Source organism: Pseudomonas sp. GW821-FHT09E12, from assembly GCF_059416085.1.
In genome coordinates this window covers 119,057-136,816 of the sequence record NZ_JBWKOM010000012.1, presented here as the reverse complement: position 1 = coordinate 136,816, position 17,760 = coordinate 119,057, and the positions used below count along the sequence as shown (strand labels likewise).

Genomic DNA, 17,760 nt, shown 5'->3' with positions numbered 1-17,760 from the left:
AAACTGCCACCCCCCTGGAGAGCGCCATGTCCGCTGATCTCGAGCATATCCGTCAAATCATGCGCGAGGCTGACTGCCTGTACACCGAAGCTGAGGTCGAGGCGGCCATCGCCCGAGTCGGTGCACAAATCAATGAACAACTGGCGGAACGCAATCCGGTGGTTTTCTGCGTGATGAACGGTGGCCTGATCTTCTCCGGCAAGCTGCTGACCCACCTCAAATTTCCGCTGGAAGCTTCCTACCTGCACGCTACCCGCTATCGCAACGAAACCAGCGGCGGCGAGTTGTTCTGGAAGTCCAAGCCGGAAGTGTCCTTCATCGACCGTGACGTGCTGATCATCGACGACATCCTCGACGAGGGTCATACCCTGGGCGCGATCATCGACTTCTGCAAACACGCCGGTGCCCGCGCGGTGCACACCGCCGTGCTGATCGACAAGGACCACGACCGCAAGGCCCGTCCCGACCTGAAAGCCGACTACGTCGGCCTGCCCTGCGTGGACCGCTACATCTTCGGTTACGGCATGGACTACAAGGGTTACTGGCGCAACGCTGCCGGCATTTTTGCCGTCAAGGGCATGTAAGCCATGAGCGGGCCGAGCTATCTGGATCAGTCGCTGTTTGCCGAACTGGCCGAAAAAGCCTCGGCCAGCCCCCGTGGTCGCCATCACCACAATTTCCATCAGATGCCAGAGCCTTGTCACCGCATGGCGGTGGGGCTGCAGCCATCCACCTATATCCCGCCCCATCGCCACCTGAGTGACGACAAGGCCGAGACTCTGCTGGTACTCAAGGGACGCCTGGGCCTGCTGATTTTCGACGACGCCGGTCAGGTACTGGAAAAACGTGTGCTGCAGGCGGGTGGCGATTGCATGGGCGTCGACCTGCCGGTCGGCGTCTACCACGGTCTGGTGGTGCTTGAGCCCGATAGCCTGATGTTCGAATGCAAGGCCGGACCTTATCGCCCGGTCGGCGAAGGTGAATTGGCCGCTTGGGCGCCGCGCGAGGGGGAGTCGGGTGTGGCCGAATACCAGGCCTGGATGCGCGCCCAGTTTGACTGAGCGCCATCCTCGCGCTTGAGCTGTAGCCGCTGCAAAAAATCTGCGCTGACCCATGCTAGAGTGCCAGGCCTTGTGTCCGGAGCCTGTCATGAGCCTTTTGATTCGCAGTTGCGCGGCCTTTGTTCTGATCCTGAGTCTGCCCCTGGCCGCCGCCCCGGCGCCCATGCATGCGCAGTTCCTGCCCCCCGATGACCTGACCCTGCGTGACGCCGCCCCCGAGCAGCAACAGTTGTTGCAGGTCACTGAATACTCGGTGGTCATCGGCAGCCAGCGCCAATCCAACCAGCAACCGATCCCGGTCACTTCGCCGCTGCTGGTCCGGCTCAAGGGCAAGCCGTTGAACAAGGGCGCGACCATCAGCCAGGTGCTGGTGAATTTCGACGGCGAGAGCAAAAGCCTGAAAAAGCCCCAGTTCGACGCCAAGAGCAAGACCCTCACCCTGTTCTATCCATTGGCCCAGTATCGGGTGGTGATGGACCTGTTGCGCAACGACACGGTGTATTGCCAGTTCCTCAGCTACGCCAACGGCCACATCTGGGCCGATCTGCACACCGGCGCCGTACGCTCGCGTTGAGGCCCGACGCGGCCTGGGGGTAAACTGCCTGCCCCGTGAAATGTCTGCGAGCTGGAGTCGGCAATGCGTAAAGATAAGAAACAAGTGATTGGTGACGAGATCGGCGATGCGCAGATCAAACTGTTCCTCGATTTCGAGCCGGCCGACGCCACTTCGCCGTCCCTGCACAAGCTGATCAAGGCCTATCGTGGCCTGCGTATCGACGATTTCGAGCGTTTCCTGGTGTTCTTCGTCGAGGCCGGCTACGACCTGGACGGCAAGGACGAACACGGCAAGGACTTCGTGGCCCTGATCCAGGACCAGCGCAATGCCGCCGACTACATCGAACTGATCGAAAAAGCCCGCGGCTGAAATGTTCATGTGAAAAAGTGGTAGATGCCGGGCCTTTCTTGGTGCTCAGACGATAAAGAGCAGTCTATGAGCAGGCATCCCTCTCCCCCCTCCCGTCTTAATATGCTCCTTGCAATCCTGTAGGTGAGGAGCGGCATGGGTGAATTGTGGTTGAAGTCTTCAACTCCAGCCTGCCCAATTGTTGAGCGAAGTAGTGAGTCTTGGCCAACCGACCGATACCCTGCTTGGCAGGGCCTCGGCGTTTTTTTCTTGTAGATACTCTGCAGAAAGCTTATTGAAAATAAGATTAGTCTGATTCCTAATCATTGCTGTGCTTCTTATTATCTTGCATTCGCTTATCTATGAAAGTATGCATAATTATGTTAGGCATTTCGAAAGGTCGAGTGCGGGTGTTTTTTCTCTTGGTCGCTTTGATAGCGATGGTTAGTCAGGCGAACGCGGAATTGGTAATCGAAGGGACCAGGGTTATTTATAATGGGGCAAACAGAGAGGCGGCAGTAACAGTCTCTAATTTTGGTGAAAAAGTTGCGTTGGTACAAAGCCGTATAACCAACGATCAAAATAAAGATGATCTTGATGTTCCATTTGTAATAATCGAGCCGCTAATAAAAATCGAGCCGCAAAGACGCCATCAGATTCGTATGATTTATTCTGGTGCCGGTTTGCCGCTGGATCGGGAATCAATGTTCTTTTTGAATGTTATGGAAATTCCAATAAAGTCTGGGAAACAAAACAGTGTGCAATTTGCTGTTCAACAAAGACTGAAACTGTTTTTCCGTCCCAAGGGCATGGAGGGAAGTGTTTCCGATGCCGTGGCTTCGCTACACTGGAAAAGACTCCAAGATAGGGTGGAGGTTATAAATCCCAGTCGTTTTCATGTATCGCTAATGGATATTGCTTTCCAGACAGCAGCGGGAACTGTTCCCGGTCTCGATTATTTGTTTCTTAAGCCAGGAGAGCGAAAGTATATTGATTTTAAGGTTTTATCCGGGATCGATAATGTAAAAGTTGAGTTTACTGAGATTAATGATGTGGGGTTGCAAGTTCCTCATGTGGCTAAGCTCTTTAGTAAGTGATTTTTTCTAACGGCGATGAGATGAAATGAAACTCTCAAGAGTTATTTCAGTAATTTTTCTTTTGTTGTTTTGGATTCCAATCAAAAGCTTTGCTTTGGCGTGCCTGGTAGACGGGACTGATAGTGCAAGCTTCTATGAAGCCCTGGGTACAGATTTAGCTGTGCAAGCTGACGCCCCGGACGGGACAATTATCTGGGAGTCAGAAGCTAGGTCTATTCCCGTGAGATGCATTGATAACGCTGGAGGAGGAAGAGAAAACATTTATTTTTACCTGAACCCAATAAACTACTTTGTTGGGGAAGGAATTCGTGTAGGAATTCGCTATAAAGGGATTGCCATCACACGGGCTAGCGGAAAATATAATACCGGGCATCATTCTCACGAAGGGTGTACTTTGTCTAACTGTAATGGTTGGAGTTCTGCAAGATTCACATTAAATTTCTCTGTTTTTATAGAAAAGTACGGTGCGACTCCAACGACGGGTCAGGCGACCAATCTGACAAGTTACAGCGTCTTTCAGTTGGATGGTGTTGGTGGGTTGAATGCATCGCCCAAATATAACTTGAATTATATTCTGACAGGGCTCAATAAAATTCGTTTTGTTCCGTGTTCGCCAAAGTTAACTGTTACACCGAGTACGATTGATTTTGGGCGATTGTCTTCTGGGGGAGGGCAGAGCGGCCAGCAGATTACAGTCTCAAGATTCAGTCTGAACTTAAAGAGGGATTGCGCTACGCCTTATACGGTCAATGCGCGGTTCACTCCTAAGACTGGCAGTATTTTAAATGGATTATTAGTCCCGGAAAATAACAGTTCTGTTGGGATTTCTTTGCTTCGGGCGGAAAATAATGAAAAGCTTGCTTACAACAGCTGGTTCAAACTTACGGACATGACTGGAACCACCCCAGCTCGGATCGATCTCCTTGCGCAACTTTTTTGGCGCGCGAAGCCGGTGATAGGGCCGTTCGATGCTGCTGTGGTAATTGATCTGTTTTACAAGTAGTGGGCAAGCAAAATAAAAAACGCCCCGTTCTCCAAGAGAGCGGGGCGTTTTTCATGAGCGCGGCTTAAGCGTAGCTTTCGGCTTCGCTGCTCTGTTCGACCAACTCCAGGCTGACGTTGTTCTCGCTGTTGATCTTGCGGTACAGCGCGGCGTCGGTTTCCAGGGCCTTTTCACGGGCCGGGAAGATTTCCTTGAGCTTAATGGCCCACTCGCCGCTGGCCTTGGCCGGGAAGCAGCGCTCGATCAGTTCCAGCATGATCGAGACGGTCACCGAAGCGCCTGGCGAAGCGCCGAGCAGGGCGGCGAGGGAGCCGTCCTTGGCTGCGACCAGCTCGGTACCAAACTGCAGCACGCCGCCTTTCTTCGGATCCTTCTTGATGATCTGCACCCGTTGGCCGGCCACTTCCAGGCGCCAGTCTTCGGCCTTGGCCTCCGGGTAGAAGCGACGCAGGGATTCCAGGCGCTGCTCCATGGACTGCATCACTTCGCTGACCAGGTACTTGGTCAGGTCCATGTTGTTCTTGGCCACGGCCAGCATCGGGCCGATATTGCCGGCGCGAACCGACATCGGCAGGTCCATGAACGAACCGTGCTTGAGGAACTTGGTGGTGAAGCCGGCGTAAGGTCCGAACAGCAGGGACTTCTTGCCATCGACCATGCGGGTGTCCAGGTGCGGCACGGACATCGGTGGCGAACCGACCGCGGCCTGGCTGTAGACCTTGGCCTGGTGATGCTTGACCACTTCCGGATTGTCGCAGCGCAGCCACTGGCCGCTGATCGGGAAGCCGCCGAAGCCTTTGCTTTCCTCGATGCCCGAAGCCTGTAGCAGCGGCAGGGCTGCGCCACCAGCGCCGAGGAACACGAACTTGGCGTCGACTTCACGGGTGTTGCCGCTGTTGACGTCCTTGATGCTGACGGTCCAGCCGTTGTCCTTGTTGCGTTTCAGGCCGGTCACGCGCTTGCAGTACTTGACCTGGGCATCGGGTGCGCTGGTCAGGTGCTTGAGCAACTGGTTGGTCAGGGCGCCGAAGTTGACGTCGGTGCCGTTGATCACGCGGGTGGCGGCGAGGACTTCGTCAGCCGCGCGGCCCGGCATCATCAGCGGCATCCACTCGGCCATCTTGGCCTTGTCTTCGGTGTATTCCATGTCCGCGAAAGCGTGGTGCTTGCTCAGCACTTCAAAGCGCTTCTTCAGGAAGGACACACCGCTGTCGCCCTGAACGAAGCTCAGGTGCGGCACCGGGCTGATAAAGGACTTGGACGAGCCGAAGGTGCCTTTCTTGGTCAGGTAGGACCAGAACTGCTTCGACACCTCGAACTGGGTATTGATGTGCACGGCTTTCTTGATATCGACGGAACCGTCGGCGGCCTGTGGCGTGTAGTTCAGCTCACAGAGGCCGGCGTGGCCGGTACCGGCATTGTTCCACGGGTTGGAACTTTCCGCGGCACCCGAATCCATCAGCTCGACGACTTCCAGCTTGATCGCGGGGTCGAGCTCCTTGAGCAGTACAGCGAGGGTGGCACTCATGATGCCGGCCCCAACCAATACGACGTCTACTGCTTCGTTATGCGCCATTAACGCGTCTCCAAAATCTGCAGCACCAAATTGACGGCATAGCTGCCAGGAGTAAGGGGCGGTTCACGTTATGCCCCGGGTCACTCATGGCCAGGATCGCCATGTCCGAATCTTCGCAATTTTTCGCAACTTCGACGGACGCTACCAACCGGGCCTGATCCGCGTATGAACGCATTTCAGGGCAGGGCGGGCAATTCGACTTATGGTCAAGAGTCCGTTTGTGCAACCAAATCCGTAGCGGACAGGCTTCAAGCGCAAGTATCTGAGGCGTGCTCGGTCCTGTGTAATCGGGCTGTTGTAGACGCTAATGGTGCCAGTACAGACGCAAAACTATTCATTTGCTCGCCACACTCTTGTGAAGTTGTGAAAACCCGTTTTTTCACGCTCTTTTGAAGACGTGAACCTCAAAAAAGGGCTGTCCAAGCCTGGCACCGGCCCGAGGGGTGAATGCCGACATGGAGCACGTGGCATTAACGGGCGAACAGCTTAGTGGCCGAGCAATGGCAGCTCTGCAGATGCGCGAAAAGCGGTGGTTTGCAAGATGAACAGCAAGCACGCCGGCTTCACTCGATCTGTGTGGGCGGCTCTCTGTGGGCAATGCGGGGGAGCTGAAGCTGATGCATCAGCGATGCTGCGAGGCCCGATCAGGAGACGTCCTTATAATCGGGGGGAGATTGTAACGAAGAAACGCGCGGAAATGATCCTGTTTAATGACTTTTATTAGTCTTTTGGTCAGGTAGCCATCATCGGTTGTACCCGGGCGCGGGCGATGCGTGGGCTGACGCGGGCGCCGGCGGGTAGCGGCTGGTGCAACCAGTTGAGACGGATTTCCTCGATTTCCACCCAGCCGTCGCCCATTGGCGGCACTTTGCAGTGCTTGAAAGCCTGGCAGCGGCCCTGCGGGTCGAGCTTGGCGAAGCTGCGGTATTTCTGGCGCGGAGCGAACAAGGACCAGAGGAAATGCATGGCGATGTACCTGTTGGGCAGTTGCGATGAAGAATGCCGCCCGGGCGTTACATGGCCATGTAACGCCCGTGACGGGGAGGTTACAGCAAGCGCCTTGTACCGAACCTGTATGAGAGCTGACTGACTCGCGCCGGGCCGCTGGTTAGCGGCCGCTGACCCCCGCTATACTGCGCGTCTGTCTGTGCCTGATTCCTGGAGAAATGAGCATGTTGCAACGCCTGTTGTTCGGTTTGATCACTGTGACCAGTTTGACGCTGGCTGGTTGCGCCCATAGCCCGCAACAACTCAGCCCGGAACCGAAGCTCACCACTCAGCTCGCGCCGGTCGGCCATGGCCAGCCGGTGGTCGTGAAAGTGGTCGATGGCCGTCCGTCGCCAACCCTGGGTACCCGCGGCGGGCTGTACCCTGAAACCAGTGCGATTACCGTCCAGGGCGCGCAGATTCTGCCGAAGCTGCAGGCCCAGGCCGAGGCCGCGGTACGCCTGCTGGGCTTTACCCCGACCGCCAACGCGCTGAACGCTCCGCAACTGACCGTGACCCTGGCCGAGCTGAAGTATCAGTCGCCCAAGGAAGGCCTGTACGTGACTGAGGCCACCATCGGCGCGACCTTCCGTTCCGATGTGCAGAGCGCCAACCGCCGCTACAGCGGTCGCTACGGTGCGTCCCTGGACCAGCGTTTCGGCATGGCGCCGAACCAGGAAACCAATACCAAGCTGGTCAGCGACGTACTCAGCGACGCCTTGACCCGTCTGTTCAAGGATCCGAGCATCGGTCAGATTCTCGGCGAATAATGTGAGCCCCGTAGCCGCTGCCGCAGGCTGCGATAAGGCCCGAAGGGCCTTGCTTGACGGCTTCGGCGCTGTACACAAAAAAGCCCGGCTTCCACAGAAGCCGGGCTTTTTATTGGCTGTCGATTTGTTTCGAGTCCGGCCTCACGCCGCCTCGACGTAAAAATCCAGCACGCTGACCCCTGTCAGCAGATCGGTTTCCGGCAGGTCGGCATGCTGGTGCCCGCCGAGGGCGCAATACACCAGCCAGTGGCGGTCCTGGACGTTGAAGGCAAGGGCGCCGACCAAGGCTTCCTGTTCGTCGCTGGGGGCGATCAGGTAGAGGCGGTCCTGGTTTTCTGCGTGCAGCATGACAAGCTCCGTGTCGGTTTCGAGGGGCGCCAGACTGGCCTGTTTGTATGACGAACGTATGACAGGGCGAATTAACCGGCAGGCGGCTTGTTATCTGTCGGAAAGCCCAGGCAGAAAGTGGGCCTTTGGGTAAAATCCGCGCCGCGAGTCGCCAGGGCTCGTTATCCGGTTTCATTCGAGGTTCGTGATGTCGCTGCAACTGATCTGGTCGCTGTTCAGCGCCCACCCCGCCAAGCTGATCAATATTCTTGCCTTGCTGTTCGCCTTTCCCGGTAGCTGGTTGTTGCACGCCACCCGACGTCGTGAGCAGCGTGCGCTGGCCAATCTGGCCGCCCAGGGCCAATCCCGCTCCCAGGGTCTGTCGGCGCAGGCATTGGACGATGCGACCTTGCGCATGAACCGGTTCTTCTACCGCTTCGGTTTTGCCTGCCTGGGGCTGGCGTTGCTGGTGTCCTGGATCAGTACGCGGTTCTGATAGATTTCGGGATCGCTATGCATTGCACAAACGACAACGGCGCCTTCTGGCGCCGTTGTCGTGTGCGATGAGCGTTATGGCAATGCCAGTCCCGCCTTGACCCGATACTGATTGCGCACCGGCGTCGCATATTGCAGCACCAGGTACGGGCGATGTTCCTCCGGGCAGGCGTCCAGGCGCCGTTGCCACTCTTCCTGGGCCTTGGCCAGTTCGTCCGCCGGGAACACCTGGGCCGCGCTCGGTACCTGCAGCGCCGGGTCGGCATCGCTCCACTGGGCGTAGGCCAGGTAATGCACCGGGAACAGGCGATAACCGCCGAGGATCTGCCGGTCCATCTCCACCGCCAATTGCTTGGTGTCCTCGAACAGCTCGCTGATCGGCGCGGCGAAGTTCACGTGGACCCGGCCCTTATAGCCGGTGATGCCCTTGGCGATGCTGATGTCGTCCTCGCCCGGGGCCTTGGTGTAGCTGCCGGTGGTGGCGCGGATATACAGCTCGCGGGCCTTGGCCTGATCGCAAGGGTCGTATTCGTAGCTGATCGACACCGGGGTCAGGTTCAGCGACTGGATGACCTCGCCGAACGGCTCGTCCTTGCGGCTCATGTGGAACATCTTGAGGATCGCCGACTCGGTACGGTCGTCGCCGTCCTTGGCCCGGCCTTCGGCCTGGGCGATCCAGATCGACGCGCAATCGTTGCGGATCGAGTGGTTGATGTAGGCCGACAGCAGCTGGTAGGCGGCCATCTTTTCCCGGCGTCCGGTGATAGAACGGTGCACGATGAAGCTCTTGTTCAGGCGCATCAGGTCGCTGACGAAGGGCTTCTGCAGCAGGTTGTCGCCGATGGCGATGCGCGGGGTCGGCAGCCCGGCGTGGTACACCGCGTAATTGACGAAGGCCGGGTCCATCACGATGTCGCGGTGGTTGGCGATAAACAGGTAGGCGCTGCCGGACTTGAATTGCTCGACCCCGGTGTAGGTCACGCCGTCGGTGGCCCGCTCGATGGTGCGGTCGACGTAGAACTCGACCTTGTCCTGCAGGGTCGCCACCGAAGTGACCGCGGCGAACTCACGGCGCAGCCGATGAGCTATAAGGGGTTTGAGCAGCCAGCCGAAAGCACCGGCAAAGCGCGGGAAGCTGAAGTGGGTGAGGATATCTAGAAACGCCTTGTCGCCGAGCAGTCGAGCCAGCACCGCTGGTACTTCAGTGTCGTCGTAAGGTCGGATGGCATCGAATTCGCCCATCATGCTCTCTTGTTGGAAACGGCTAGGTAAGAAAAGGTTTGGATCGAAAAATAGCCGGGCGCGGTCTGAAAAGTAAGCTCAGATCTCAATAGCCCTGCAAATAGACCGGCGATTATACGCACAAGTCACTCCGGAGGCCGCGATGCTGGAAACCGAGCGCTATCAATGTCCCTACTGTGGTGAAGAGGCCGAGGCTGTACTGGACCTGTCCGGGGGCGATCAGCAGTACATCGAGGATTGTCCGGTCTGTTGTCGGCCCATTGTGTTCACCCTGCAGACCGACGGGCAGGAATGGATGCTCGACGTGCGCAGCGAAAACGAGTGACGGGGGCTTTATGCAGCGAATCTACGAACCGGAAAACCTGCTGGAGGCGGAGTTGCTCCAGGGCATGCTGGCCAGCGAGGGGGTCGAGGCGCATCTGGTGGGGCGGGATTTGCTTGGCGGTACCGGTGAGTTGCCCATGTTCGGCCTCCTTGGGCTGGCGGTGGATAACGATCAGGCGCAATACGCTCGGGAGCTGATCGCCGCGTACAATGCCGCGCTGCCGATGCCCGGCGACGAGCCGGCCAATCATGCCGGAGTGCTGATCTGTTAGGCTGGCCGCCGATTTTCCGAGAGTTGTTTGCCCCATGTGTGGACGTTATGCCCTGTTTCGCTGGAACCAAGCGTTTGCCGCCTTGCCCGGATTTCCGGCGGACCAGCAGGCGCAGTGGAACATTTCACCCAACGATTCGGTGCTGATCCTGCGCAGCAGCGACGGCCAGCGCAACCTTGCCCGCGCCCGCTGGGGCCTGACGCCGCCCTGGCTGACCGATCTGTCGCGCACCCCGGCCCATGCCCGCGCCGAAACCCTGGCCGAACAGCCGATGTTCCGCGAAGCCTTTCGCCAGCGCCGCTGCCTGCTGCCGGCCAACGGTTTTTACGAATGGCGCGGCGGCACCCGCAAACGCCCGTACTGGCTGACGCCGGGGGAGGGTTCGTCGCTGTTCTTCGCGGCGATCTGGGAAGCCTATCCGGTGCAGGAACAGGTCTGGCTGAGCACCGCGGTGGTCACCCAGCCGGCGGCCAGCCAGCGTCGGCCATTGATTCTCGATGCCCAGGGCCAGGAAGCCTGGCTCGACCCCGATACACCGTTGCCGGTGCTGCAAGCCTTGCTGGCCAGCCCACCGGCCGCCTTGCGCGAGCGGGTGCTGGCCAACCTGGTGAACGATCCGAAGCTCAACGCCCCGGAATGCCTGACCCCGGGTTGACGCCGTCCCTGAATCGCGTGGCCTGATTCGGCGAGCGCTTCGCACGGAGTGCCGCCCAACTCGATCGCTGCCGAAGGCTGCGCAAGGTCCGCAGGGCCTTTTTTACACCTTGAACTGATTGATCAGGCGCCGCTGCTGCTCGGCCAGCTTGGTCAGGCCGGCGCTGGCCGCGCTGGATTCGTCGGCGCCGCCCGCCACTTCGTTGGCCACCTGGCCGATATTGATCACGTTGCGGTTGATGTCCTCGGCGACCGCACTTTGCTCTTCGGCGGCGCTGGCGATCTGGGTGTTCATGTCATTGATCACTGACACCGCCTGAGTGATGGTTTCCAGGGCTTCGGCCGCTTTCGCCGCGTGCTGCACGCTTTCGTCGGTGCGGTTCTGGCTGTCTTCCATGACCCGCACCACATCGCGGGTGCCTTGCTGCAGTTGCTGGATCATCGACTGGATTTCTTCGGTCGCCTGCTGGGTCTTCTGCGCCAGGTTGCGCACTTCGTCGGCCACCACGGCAAAGCCGCGGCCCTGTTCGCCGGCGCGGGCGGCTTCGATGGCGGCGTTGAGGGCCAGCAGGTTGGTCTGTTCGGCGATGCCGCGAATGGCGATCAGGATTGCGTTGATGTTCTCGCTGTCCTTGGCCAGGGTCTGCACGACGCCCACCGCCCGGCCGATTTCCACGGCCAGGGCGCCGATGGCGGTCGAGGTGTCGCGCACGATCCGCCTGCCCTGGCTGGCGGCCTGGTCGGCATGGTTGGCGGCTTGCGCGGCCTGGGTCGCGTTGCGGGCCACGTCCTGGGCGGTGGCGGTCATTTCATGCACGGCGGTGGCTACCTGGTCGATCTCGGCCATCTGCTTGTGCACGCCTTGGTTGGTGCGAATGGCAATATCGGCGGTGTGTTCGGAGGAGTCGCTGACGCTCTGCACCGAGGTCACCACCTGGCTGATCATCGCTTGCAGCTTGGCCAGGAAGGTGTTGAAGCCCTTGGCGATTGAGCCCAGTTCGTCGGCGCGGTCGCTGCTCAGGCGGCGGGTCAGGTCGCCTTCGCCCTGGGCGATGTCGTCGAGCATGGCCACCATTTGCTTGAGCGGACGGGCGATGCCGTGGCCCACCAGCCAGATCACCAACAGGCCGAGGCCGGCGATGATCAGGCCGACCATGGCCATGCCGAAGGTGTCGGCCTTGCGTTGTTCGGCCAGGTCGCTCTGCAGTTTCTGCAGGTCGGCCATGACAGCGTCCAGCGGCAGTTGCAGCATCAGGGTCCAGCGGGCGTCGGCCTGGCCAATGCCGAACGGCAGGTACAGCTCGATCCGTCCGTTGGCCTGATCGACGTTGTAGTTCACTTCGCCGCGCTTGAGGTTGCCCAGCTTGGCGACTTCCTCGCTGTCGAGAATGTCGCTGACCTTTTCGCCGAACTTGCTCGGGTCCTTGGTGTAGGCCACCAGCCGGCCATTGCCACCGATCAGGGCCATTTCGCCCACGCCGTTATAGAGTTTTTGGTTGGCACCCAGGAGCATGTCCTGGATGAAGTTCACCGACAGGTCGGCGCCGACGATGCCCTGGAAGGCCCCGTCGAGCAGGATGGGCTCAATAAAGGAGGCGAGCATGACGATCTTGTCGCCGACCTTGTACGGCGCCGGGTCGATCACGCAGGATTTCTTGCTTTCCTTGGAGCACAGGTAGTACTCGCTGGCACGCACGCCAGTGGACAGGACTTTCTGGTCGTCCACGTCCACCAGTTTGTCCAGGCCCAGGCTGCCGTCTTCGTTGCGGAACCACCACGGCAGGAAGCGTCCGTTGCTGGCATCGATACCCACCACCTTGGTGTCGACATAGGCGCTGTCGTTATGGTCGATGGCGTTCTTTTCCCAGCCTATATAGGCACCGAGAATCTTCGGGTTCTGCGCGACGTTTTCCTTGATCAGGTTGATCAGTTGCTCGCGGCTGAGATTGAGCTGTGGATTGCCGTCCGCGCCCTTGCTGCCGATCAGCGCGTTGATCCGCACCAGCCCGCCGGCGATCAGCAGGGGCGCCTCGAGTTCACGCTGGATCTGGCTGACCTGGGTCTGCGCCAGGCCGACCAGTCGCTGCTCGATGACTTGTTCGAATTGAGCCTGGGTTTGCTGCTGCACCATCTCCTGGGTCCGGGCACCGGCGAACAGGGCGTACAGCACCAGGGCAACGACCACGCTGAGGACGATGGCACCGGCCAGGGCGGCCACGGAAAACTGGATCGACTTGAATTTCATAAGGGCTCCGGACGCAGGAATGACGTCTGCCCCGTTGTATCGGCAAGGCCCTCGCCGACCATGAGCGAGGATTGGAAAAATGGCTGTTTTGTAGGCTGGCATGTCGCAAATGGACAGCTGCCGGCCGTTGCCAGCGCGGAGGGGAAGGTTCTGTGAATTTTTTCCTACGGCGCCGTATCTGAAAACAGCGTGCTACACGTCCGTTGTATCTGGCGTCGATACACAACTGGGCCTAGGATACGCGCCATGTTTTCAGGGAGCGTTTTCATGAGTAAGAAGCAGGTTTTGGGTGCACTCACCGCTGCGTTGCTGCTGTCGGGTTGCCAGTCGGTCAACACCACCAGCGGTGGCGCTGTTGGGGTCGATCGCAAGCAGTACATGTTCAGCATGCTGTCGACCGATGAGGTCAACCAGTCCTACGCGCAGTCCTATCAACAGACGATCGGCGAGGCGAGCAGCAAGAACGTGCTGGACAAGTCCAGTGCCAATGCCAGGCGCCTCCAGGCGATCGCTAACCGGCTGATTGCCCAGGCCCCGGTGTTCCGCCCGGATTCCGCGCAGTGGAATTGGGAAGTCAACCTGATCAAGAACGATGAGCTCAACGCCAACTGCGGTCCTGGCGGCAAGATCATTTTCTACACTGGGATCATCGACAAGTTGCAACTGACCGACGATGAAATCGCCGCGGTCATGGGGCATGAAATCGCTCACGCCTTGCGCGAGCACGGTCGTGAAGCGATGTCCAAGGCCTACGGTGTCAGCGCACTGAAGCAGATTGCGCTGATCGCCGGCGCGCCGCAGGAAGCGGTCGCCGTGGGCGACAACGGGGTCAACCTGCTGATGACCTTGCCCAACAGTCGCGGCAATGAAAACGAAGCCGACCTGATCGGCCTGGAACTGGCGGCCCGCGCCGGCTACAACCCGAACGCGGCCATCACCTTGTGGAACAAGATGAGCAAGGCCTCGGAAGGCGCGCCACCTGAATTCCTCAGTACTCACCCGGCGTCCGGCAGTCGTATTTCCTCGTTGGAAGCGGCGATTCCGAAGGTGATGCCGTTGTACCAGCAGGCCAAGAGGCCCTGATCGTCTGGCGTCGTTGTTGACGACAGGGTCGTGAACAAGCCGGCCCCCTGCAAAAAAAGCCCCGACTGGTTCGGGGCTTTTTTGTGCTCGCAGGTTTGCCTGGAGGCGTGCCTGCTGATGGTGCGCTTACAACCAGCCGCTGCTCTGCATGGCCTTGTACACCGCGACAATGGCCAGGATGAAGAACGCCGAGGCCGCGAGGCGACGGATCAGGGTCAGGGGCAGTTTCTCCGCCGCGAAGTTGCCGGCCAGTACCACCGGGACGTTGGCGATCAGCATGCCGACGGTGGTGCCGATGATCACCAGCCACAGTTCCGGGTATTGCGCCGCGAGCATGACGGTGGCGATCTGGGTTTTGTCGCCGATTTCAGCGAGGAAGAACGCGATCAGCGTGGTCAGGAAGGGGCCGAACTTGCGGGCAGTGCTGGCTTCGTCGTCGTCCATCTTGTCCGGCACCAGGGTCCAGAGCGCGGTCGCGGTAAAGCTCGCGGCGAGGATCCAGTGCAAGGTCGCGTCCGAGAAGAAGCTGCCGAACCAGGCGCCTACCGCACCGGCTGCCGCATGGTTGGCCAGGGTCGCGGCGACGATGCCGGCGATGATCGGCCAGGGTTTGCGAAAGCGCGCGGCGAGAATGAGGGCAAGCAGTTGCGTCTTGTCGCCGATTTCGGCCAAGGCAACGATCGCGGTGGGAACCAGTAGAGAGTCCAGCATCAGGGCATTCCTAAGGGGCGGGTCGACACGGCTATGACACGTACAGCCTTCCCGCCCCGGGTAAGGTGTGCGTGTCATAGGTCTTGTCAAACCCTGCGGTCCGTCTGTGCGGACTCTTGGGTCGCATGCGCCATGATCTGAGGATCAAGTATGTTGACGCATGCCGGGCGAGCGTGGCGCTCGCGGGAGACTACTCCCCTAGGACGGAGCGGATTCTGCCTAGGCAAAATCCATTCGGCAAGCGTTCTTTTGCAAAAAGGTTTTCAGCCGCGCTTGGCGCTGTAGATGCGAAAACCCTGGCCTTCGGCCTTGATCGAACAAGGGCCGAGATGCTCTTCGATCAGCGGTTGATAACGCAGGAAGCTGTTGGCCACCAGCCGAAGTTCGCCACCGGTTTTCAGATGTTTGGCTGCTTTTCGCAGCAGGTTCTCCGTTGCTTGGTAGTCCGTATGGACCCCGACATGGAACGGCGGATTGGTCAGGATGGTGTTCAAACCCATAGGCGCGGCATCGATACCGTCACCGGTCAGTACCTCGGCTTCCAGGCCATTGGCGGCCAGGGTCAGGCGACTGCTGGCAGCGGCGAAGGCATCGACATCCAGCAGGGTCACATTGTTATGGGGGTAGCGACGTTTGATCGCCGCGCCCAGAACCCCGGCGCCGCAACCGAAATCCAGCAGGTGGCCGCTGGGCAGTTTGTCCAGGTGTTCCAGCAACAGGGCGCTGCCGCGATCCAGGCGACCATGGCTGAACACCCCCGGCAGGCTGATCACTTTCAGCGGCCCTTCGGCCAACGGCAGTTCATATTCCTGGGCCAGGCTTTCCAGGCTGACGGCTTGTGGCGCGTTGTCGACCGTCACTTGCCACAGCTGGCAGTGCCGCGCGCTGTCGAGCTTGCGCGGTTTGCCGAAGGGGTTGAGCTGCTTGGCCGCGCGTTCGATGCCGCTGCGTTTTTCCCCGACCAGATACAGCTCGCGCCCGGCCAGGCGCGAGGCGAGGGCGTTGAGCAGGTAGTCGGTCAGCTCCTTGGACTTGGGCAGGAACAGCACGGCGTTGGCAAAGCCTGGCTCGGGGGCCGTCACGCCGAAGTGGCTGCGCCCGGCGAAACGCGCATCCAGCGCGGCCTGATCGCCGGCGTGCCAGCACCAGCCATGGGCGCCCGGCAGGCGGCCGAGCAGGTCATCGGCGGGCAGGCCGGCCAGCAGCAGCGAGCCTTGAAACAAGTCAGCCTGACGAAGCAGTACTTCACTGCGCGGATCCATAATCTGCTCCTGGGAAAAAAGTGGCGCAGTTTATCAACTGACGACCCGCAGCGCTGTACCGCTGAAAAACGCCTGGGCGTTTTCCGCCAGCTGGCCGACGATGCGCTGCCGGGCTTCGCGGCTGCCCCAGGCGGTGTGTGGGGTCACGATCAGCCGCGGGATGTCATGGGCCAGCAGCGGGTTGCCAGCGGTCGGTGGCTCGACGCTCAACACGTCGGTGGCCGCGCCGCCCAGGTGACCGCGGCGCAGGGCGTCGGCCAGGGCTTGCTCGTCGATCAGGCCGCCACGGGCGGTGTTGACCACAAAGGCCTGGGGCTTGAGCAGGGCCAGCTCCCGGGCGCCGATAAAGTGCCGGGTGTGTTCGTTGAGCGGGCAGTGCAAGGTCAGCGCATCGACTTGTGGCAGCAATTCATCCAGCGGCAGGCGGTCGGCGCGGGCCGGGCGGCCGGGAATCTGCCCCAGCAGCACGCGCATGCCAAAGGCCTCGGCCAGGCGGGCGACGGCGCCACCCAGCTCGCCATGGCCCAGCAGACCCAGGGTCTTGCCTTGCAGTTCGACGATCGGGAAGTCCAGCAGGCAGAACTGCCGGGCCTGCTGCCAGCGACCGTCGCTGACCGCCTGGCGGTAATCGCCGAGGCGGGTGGCGAGGTTAAGCAGCAGCATGAGGGTGTGCTGGGCCACCGATGGCGTGCCGTAGCCCTGGCAGTTGGCGACGCTGATGCCCAGGGCGCGGGCGGCGGCCAGATCGACATTGTTGGTGCCGGTGGCCGCCACCAGGATCAGTTTCAGCTCGGGGCAGGCGGCCAGGGTTTCGGCATTGAGCGGTACTTTGTTGCTGATCGCCACCTGGGCTCCCTGCAGGCGCTCGACCACCTGTTCGGGGCTGGTCCGGTCATGCAGTTGCAGTTCGTCGAAGCTGTGGCGCAGCGCGCTGAGGTCGAGGTCGCCAAGGTCCAGGGAGCTGTGGTCGAGGAAGACGGCGCGGCGATTGTTAGTCATCAACTGTACCTTTTGCACGAGGGTCTGAAGGCGTAATCTGCCGAGCCTAACAGATGAAATAATTAGATACACAGGAGTGTCCATGTACCTCGCCGAGTTCTTGACCGTCGCCCTTATTCACCTGCTTGCAGTGGCCAGCCCGGGCCCGGATTTCGCCGTCGTGGTGCGCGAAAGCGTGACCCACGGTCGCCGCGCCGGCACCTGGACCGCCTTGGGCGTCGGCACCGCGATCTTCCTGCACGTGGGGTATTCGCTGCTGGGTATCGGCCTGATCGTGTCGCAGTCGATCGTGCTGTTCAACGCGCTGAAATGGGCCGCCGCCGCTTACCTGCTGTACATCGGCTACAAGGCCCTGCGGGCGCAGCCGGCCAAGCCCGCTACCGAGAATCTGCATCTGGAAGCGGGCGAGCGCACCGCGCGCGGTGCCTTCACTTCCGGCTTCGTGACCAACGGCCTGAACCCGAAAGCGACGCTGTTTTTCCTGTCGCTGTTCACCGTGGTCATCAATCCGCACACGCCCCTGGCCATCCAGGCCGGTTATGGCGTGTACCTGGCGGTGGCGACGGCTACCTGGTTCTGCCTGGTGGCGCTGCTGTTTAGCCAGCAGAAAGTCCGCGCCGGTTTTGCCCGCATGGGCCACTGGTTCGACCGCACCATGGGCGCGGTACTGATCGCCATCGGGGTGAAGCTGGCCTTTACCGAGATGCATTGAGGCGGTCTTTCTCGTCCAGGTTTATAGGATATTTCT

Annotated in this window: 21 protein-coding genes and 1 riboswitch; of the genes, 13 read left to right on the top strand and 8 right to left on the bottom strand. The window is 60.1% G+C overall.

From position 1 onward, the window contains the following. Positions 1-26 precede the first annotated feature (26 nt). The 6 genes from AC07PQ_RS28680 to AC07PQ_RS28655 all read left to right on the top strand — a co-directional run bounded on the left by AC07PQ_RS28680 (position 27) and on the right by AC07PQ_RS28655 (position 4,065). Positions 27-584, top strand: a complete 558-nt coding sequence (locus tag AC07PQ_RS28680) for a hypoxanthine-guanine phosphoribosyltransferase (protein WP_007928381.1) — start codon at positions 27-29, stop codon at positions 582-584. A gap of 3 nt (positions 585-587) precedes the next feature. Next, complete coding sequence (locus tag AC07PQ_RS28675) at positions 588-1,061, top strand: WbuC family cupin fold metalloprotein (RefSeq protein WP_493186631.1); 474 nt, start codon at positions 588-590, stop codon at positions 1,059-1,061. A gap of 88 nt (positions 1,062-1,149) precedes the next feature. After that, positions 1,150-1,635, top strand: coding sequence for a hypothetical protein (locus AC07PQ_RS28670; protein WP_007928383.1), 486 nt, complete (start codon positions 1,150-1,152; stop codon positions 1,633-1,635). A gap of 63 nt (positions 1,636-1,698) precedes the next feature. Further along, positions 1,699-1,986 carry a PA4642 family protein gene (locus AC07PQ_RS28665; RefSeq protein ID WP_007928384.1) on the top strand — a complete coding sequence of 96 codons (288 nt, stop codon included), beginning with the start codon at positions 1,699-1,701 and terminating at the stop codon, positions 1,984-1,986. A gap of 389 nt (positions 1,987-2,375) precedes the next feature. After that, complete coding sequence (locus tag AC07PQ_RS28660; protein ID WP_493186630.1) at positions 2,376-3,062, top strand: fimbrial biogenesis chaperone; 687 nt, start codon at positions 2,376-2,378, stop codon at positions 3,060-3,062. A 25-nt stretch (positions 3,063-3,087) separates the two neighbouring features. Continuing rightward, positions 3,088-4,065 (top strand): fimbrial protein, encoded by a 978-nt coding sequence (locus AC07PQ_RS28655; RefSeq protein WP_007928386.1) that lies wholly within the window; start codon positions 3,088-3,090, stop codon positions 4,063-4,065. 64 nt (positions 4,066-4,129) lie between these two features. On the opposite strand, the gene mqo is transcribed toward AC07PQ_RS28655, so the two are convergent. Then, positions 4,130-5,641 (bottom strand): malate dehydrogenase (quinone), encoded by a 1,512-nt coding sequence (mqo, locus tag AC07PQ_RS28650; protein WP_493186629.1) that lies wholly within the window; start codon positions 5,639-5,641, stop codon positions 4,130-4,132. Between the two features lie 732 nt (positions 5,642-6,373). Beyond that, positions 6,374-6,607 (bottom strand): hypothetical protein, encoded by a 234-nt coding sequence (locus AC07PQ_RS28645; protein WP_007928388.1) that lies wholly within the window; start codon positions 6,605-6,607, stop codon positions 6,374-6,376. A 206-nt stretch (positions 6,608-6,813) separates the two neighbouring features. Here AC07PQ_RS28645 and AC07PQ_RS28640 point away from each other — a divergent pair, with 206 nt between their 5' ends. Further along, positions 6,814-7,398, top strand: coding sequence for a YajG family lipoprotein (locus AC07PQ_RS28640; protein ID WP_007928390.1), 585 nt, complete (start codon positions 6,814-6,816; stop codon positions 7,396-7,398). A gap of 141 nt (positions 7,399-7,539) precedes the next feature. Here the strand turns inward: AC07PQ_RS28640 and AC07PQ_RS28635 are convergent, their stop codons facing one another. Then, on the bottom strand, positions 7,540-7,746 hold the full coding sequence (locus AC07PQ_RS28635) for a hypothetical protein (RefSeq protein WP_007928392.1): 207 nt from the start codon (positions 7,744-7,746) through the stop codon (positions 7,540-7,542). A gap of 187 nt (positions 7,747-7,933) precedes the next feature. Here AC07PQ_RS28635 and AC07PQ_RS28630 point away from each other — a divergent pair, with 187 nt between their 5' ends. Further along, entirely contained in the window at positions 7,934-8,221 is a 288-nt protein-coding gene (locus tag AC07PQ_RS28630; RefSeq protein WP_493186628.1) for a hypothetical protein, read from the top strand. A gap of 74 nt (positions 8,222-8,295) precedes the next feature. On the opposite strand, the gene AC07PQ_RS28625 is transcribed toward AC07PQ_RS28630, so the two are convergent. Then, the gene (locus tag AC07PQ_RS28625) at positions 8,296-9,462 is read right to left on the bottom strand and encodes a 1-acyl-sn-glycerol-3-phosphate acyltransferase (protein ID WP_007928394.1); all 1,167 of its coding nucleotides are present in this window, start codon (positions 9,460-9,462) and stop codon (positions 8,296-8,298) included. A 142-nt stretch (positions 9,463-9,604) separates the two neighbouring features. Between AC07PQ_RS28625 and AC07PQ_RS28620 the strand changes: the two genes are divergently transcribed. From AC07PQ_RS28620 to AC07PQ_RS28610, 3 genes are read left to right on the top strand one after another with little or no spacing between them, the layout of a single operon-like run. Then, positions 9,605-9,787: a CPXCG motif-containing cysteine-rich protein gene (locus tag AC07PQ_RS28620; protein ID WP_007928395.1), complete on the top strand. Its 183-nt coding sequence runs from the start codon at positions 9,605-9,607 to the stop codon at positions 9,785-9,787. A 10-nt stretch (positions 9,788-9,797) separates the two neighbouring features. Beyond that, positions 9,798-10,058, top strand: a complete 261-nt coding sequence (locus tag AC07PQ_RS28615; protein ID WP_007928396.1) for a putative signal transducing protein — start codon at positions 9,798-9,800, stop codon at positions 10,056-10,058. A gap of 34 nt (positions 10,059-10,092) precedes the next feature. Then, positions 10,093-10,713, top strand: coding sequence for an SOS response-associated peptidase (locus AC07PQ_RS28610; RefSeq protein WP_009045543.1), 621 nt, complete (start codon positions 10,093-10,095; stop codon positions 10,711-10,713). Between the two features lie 102 nt (positions 10,714-10,815). Here AC07PQ_RS28610 and AC07PQ_RS28605 read toward each other — a convergent pair whose 3' ends face one another. Continuing rightward, on the bottom strand, positions 10,816-12,957 hold the full coding sequence (locus AC07PQ_RS28605; protein ID WP_493186627.1) for a methyl-accepting chemotaxis protein: 2,142 nt from the start codon (positions 12,955-12,957) through the stop codon (positions 10,816-10,818). Positions 12,958-13,224: 267 nt separating this feature from the next. Here AC07PQ_RS28605 and AC07PQ_RS28600 point away from each other — a divergent pair, with 267 nt between their 5' ends. Beyond that, on the top strand, positions 13,225-14,040 hold the full coding sequence (locus AC07PQ_RS28600; RefSeq protein ID WP_007928401.1) for a M48 family metallopeptidase: 816 nt from the start codon (positions 13,225-13,227) through the stop codon (positions 14,038-14,040). A gap of 126 nt (positions 14,041-14,166) precedes the next feature. Here the strand turns inward: AC07PQ_RS28600 and AC07PQ_RS28595 are convergent, their stop codons facing one another. The 3 genes from AC07PQ_RS28595 to AC07PQ_RS28585 form a co-directional block, all read right to left on the bottom strand. Beyond that, the gene (locus AC07PQ_RS28595) at positions 14,167-14,751 is read right to left on the bottom strand and encodes a TMEM165/GDT1 family protein (protein ID WP_493186626.1); all 585 of its coding nucleotides are present in this window, start codon (positions 14,749-14,751) and stop codon (positions 14,167-14,169) included. An 88-nt stretch (positions 14,752-14,839) separates the two neighbouring features. Further along, positions 14,840-14,963, bottom strand: a riboswitch (yybP-ykoY riboswitch). Positions 14,964-15,014: 51 nt separating this feature from the next. Further along, the gene (locus AC07PQ_RS28590; RefSeq protein WP_493186625.1) at positions 15,015-16,013 is read right to left on the bottom strand and encodes a methyltransferase; all 999 of its coding nucleotides are present in this window, start codon (positions 16,011-16,013) and stop codon (positions 15,015-15,017) included. A gap of 33 nt (positions 16,014-16,046) precedes the next feature. Next, entirely contained in the window at positions 16,047-17,012 is a 966-nt protein-coding gene (locus AC07PQ_RS28585) for a 2-hydroxyacid dehydrogenase (RefSeq protein WP_493186624.1), read from the bottom strand. 82 nt (positions 17,013-17,094) lie between these two features. On the opposite strand from AC07PQ_RS28585, the gene AC07PQ_RS28580 reads away from it, so the two are divergent. After that, positions 17,095-17,724: a LysE family translocator gene (locus AC07PQ_RS28580; protein ID WP_007928409.1), complete on the top strand. Its 630-nt coding sequence runs from the start codon at positions 17,095-17,097 to the stop codon at positions 17,722-17,724. The last annotated feature ends 36 nt before the right edge of the window (positions 17,725-17,760 follow it).

Excerpts from the sequence above, each read along its gene's own strand:
- AC07PQ_RS28670 (WP_007928383.1), top strand. The coding sequence starts at position 1,150 with ATGAGCCTTTTGATTCGCAGTTGCGCGGCCTTTGTTCTGATCCTGAGT.
- AC07PQ_RS28595 (WP_493186626.1), bottom strand. The coding sequence starts at position 14,751 with ATGCTGGACTCTCTACTGGTTCCCACCGCGATCGTTGCCTTGGCCGAA.
- AC07PQ_RS28620 (WP_007928395.1), top strand. The coding sequence starts at position 9,605 with ATGCTGGAAACCGAGCGCTATCAATGTCCCTACTGTGGTGAAGAGGCC.
- AC07PQ_RS28615 (WP_007928396.1), top strand. The coding sequence starts at position 9,798 with ATGCAGCGAATCTACGAACCGGAAAACCTGCTGGAGGCGGAGTTGCTC.
- AC07PQ_RS28625 (WP_007928394.1), bottom strand. The coding sequence starts at position 9,462 with ATGGGCGAATTCGATGCCATCCGACCTTACGACGACACTGAAGTACCA.
- AC07PQ_RS28580 (WP_007928409.1), top strand. The coding sequence starts at position 17,095 with ATGTACCTCGCCGAGTTCTTGACCGTCGCCCTTATTCACCTGCTTGCA.
- AC07PQ_RS28605 (WP_493186627.1), bottom strand. The coding sequence starts at position 12,957 with ATGAAATTCAAGTCGATCCAGTTTTCCGTGGCCGCCCTGGCCGGTGCC.
- AC07PQ_RS28655 (WP_007928386.1), top strand. The coding sequence starts at position 3,088 with ATGAAACTCTCAAGAGTTATTTCAGTAATTTTTCTTTTGTTGTTTTGG.
- AC07PQ_RS28585 (WP_493186624.1), bottom strand. The coding sequence starts at position 17,012 with ATGACTAACAATCGCCGCGCCGTCTTCCTCGACCACAGCTCCCTGGAC.
- AC07PQ_RS28640 (WP_007928390.1), top strand. The coding sequence starts at position 6,814 with ATGTTGCAACGCCTGTTGTTCGGTTTGATCACTGTGACCAGTTTGACG.
- AC07PQ_RS28610 (WP_009045543.1), top strand. The coding sequence starts at position 10,093 with ATGTGTGGACGTTATGCCCTGTTTCGCTGGAACCAAGCGTTTGCCGCC.
- AC07PQ_RS28635 (WP_007928392.1), bottom strand. The coding sequence starts at position 7,746 with ATGCTGCACGCAGAAAACCAGGACCGCCTCTACCTGATCGCCCCCAGC.
- AC07PQ_RS28675 (WP_493186631.1), top strand. The coding sequence starts at position 588 with ATGAGCGGGCCGAGCTATCTGGATCAGTCGCTGTTTGCCGAACTGGCC.
- AC07PQ_RS28630 (WP_493186628.1), top strand. The coding sequence starts at position 7,934 with ATGTCGCTGCAACTGATCTGGTCGCTGTTCAGCGCCCACCCCGCCAAG.
- mqo (WP_493186629.1), bottom strand. The coding sequence starts at position 5,641 with ATGGCGCATAACGAAGCAGTAGACGTCGTATTGGTTGGGGCCGGCATC.
- AC07PQ_RS28600 (WP_007928401.1), top strand. The coding sequence starts at position 13,225 with ATGAGTAAGAAGCAGGTTTTGGGTGCACTCACCGCTGCGTTGCTGCTG.
- AC07PQ_RS28590 (WP_493186625.1), bottom strand. The coding sequence starts at position 16,013 with ATGGATCCGCGCAGTGAAGTACTGCTTCGTCAGGCTGACTTGTTTCAA.
- AC07PQ_RS28665 (WP_007928384.1), top strand. The coding sequence starts at position 1,699 with ATGCGTAAAGATAAGAAACAAGTGATTGGTGACGAGATCGGCGATGCG.
- AC07PQ_RS28680 (WP_007928381.1), top strand. The coding sequence starts at position 27 with ATGTCCGCTGATCTCGAGCATATCCGTCAAATCATGCGCGAGGCTGAC.
- AC07PQ_RS28645 (WP_007928388.1), bottom strand. The coding sequence starts at position 6,607 with ATGCATTTCCTCTGGTCCTTGTTCGCTCCGCGCCAGAAATACCGCAGC.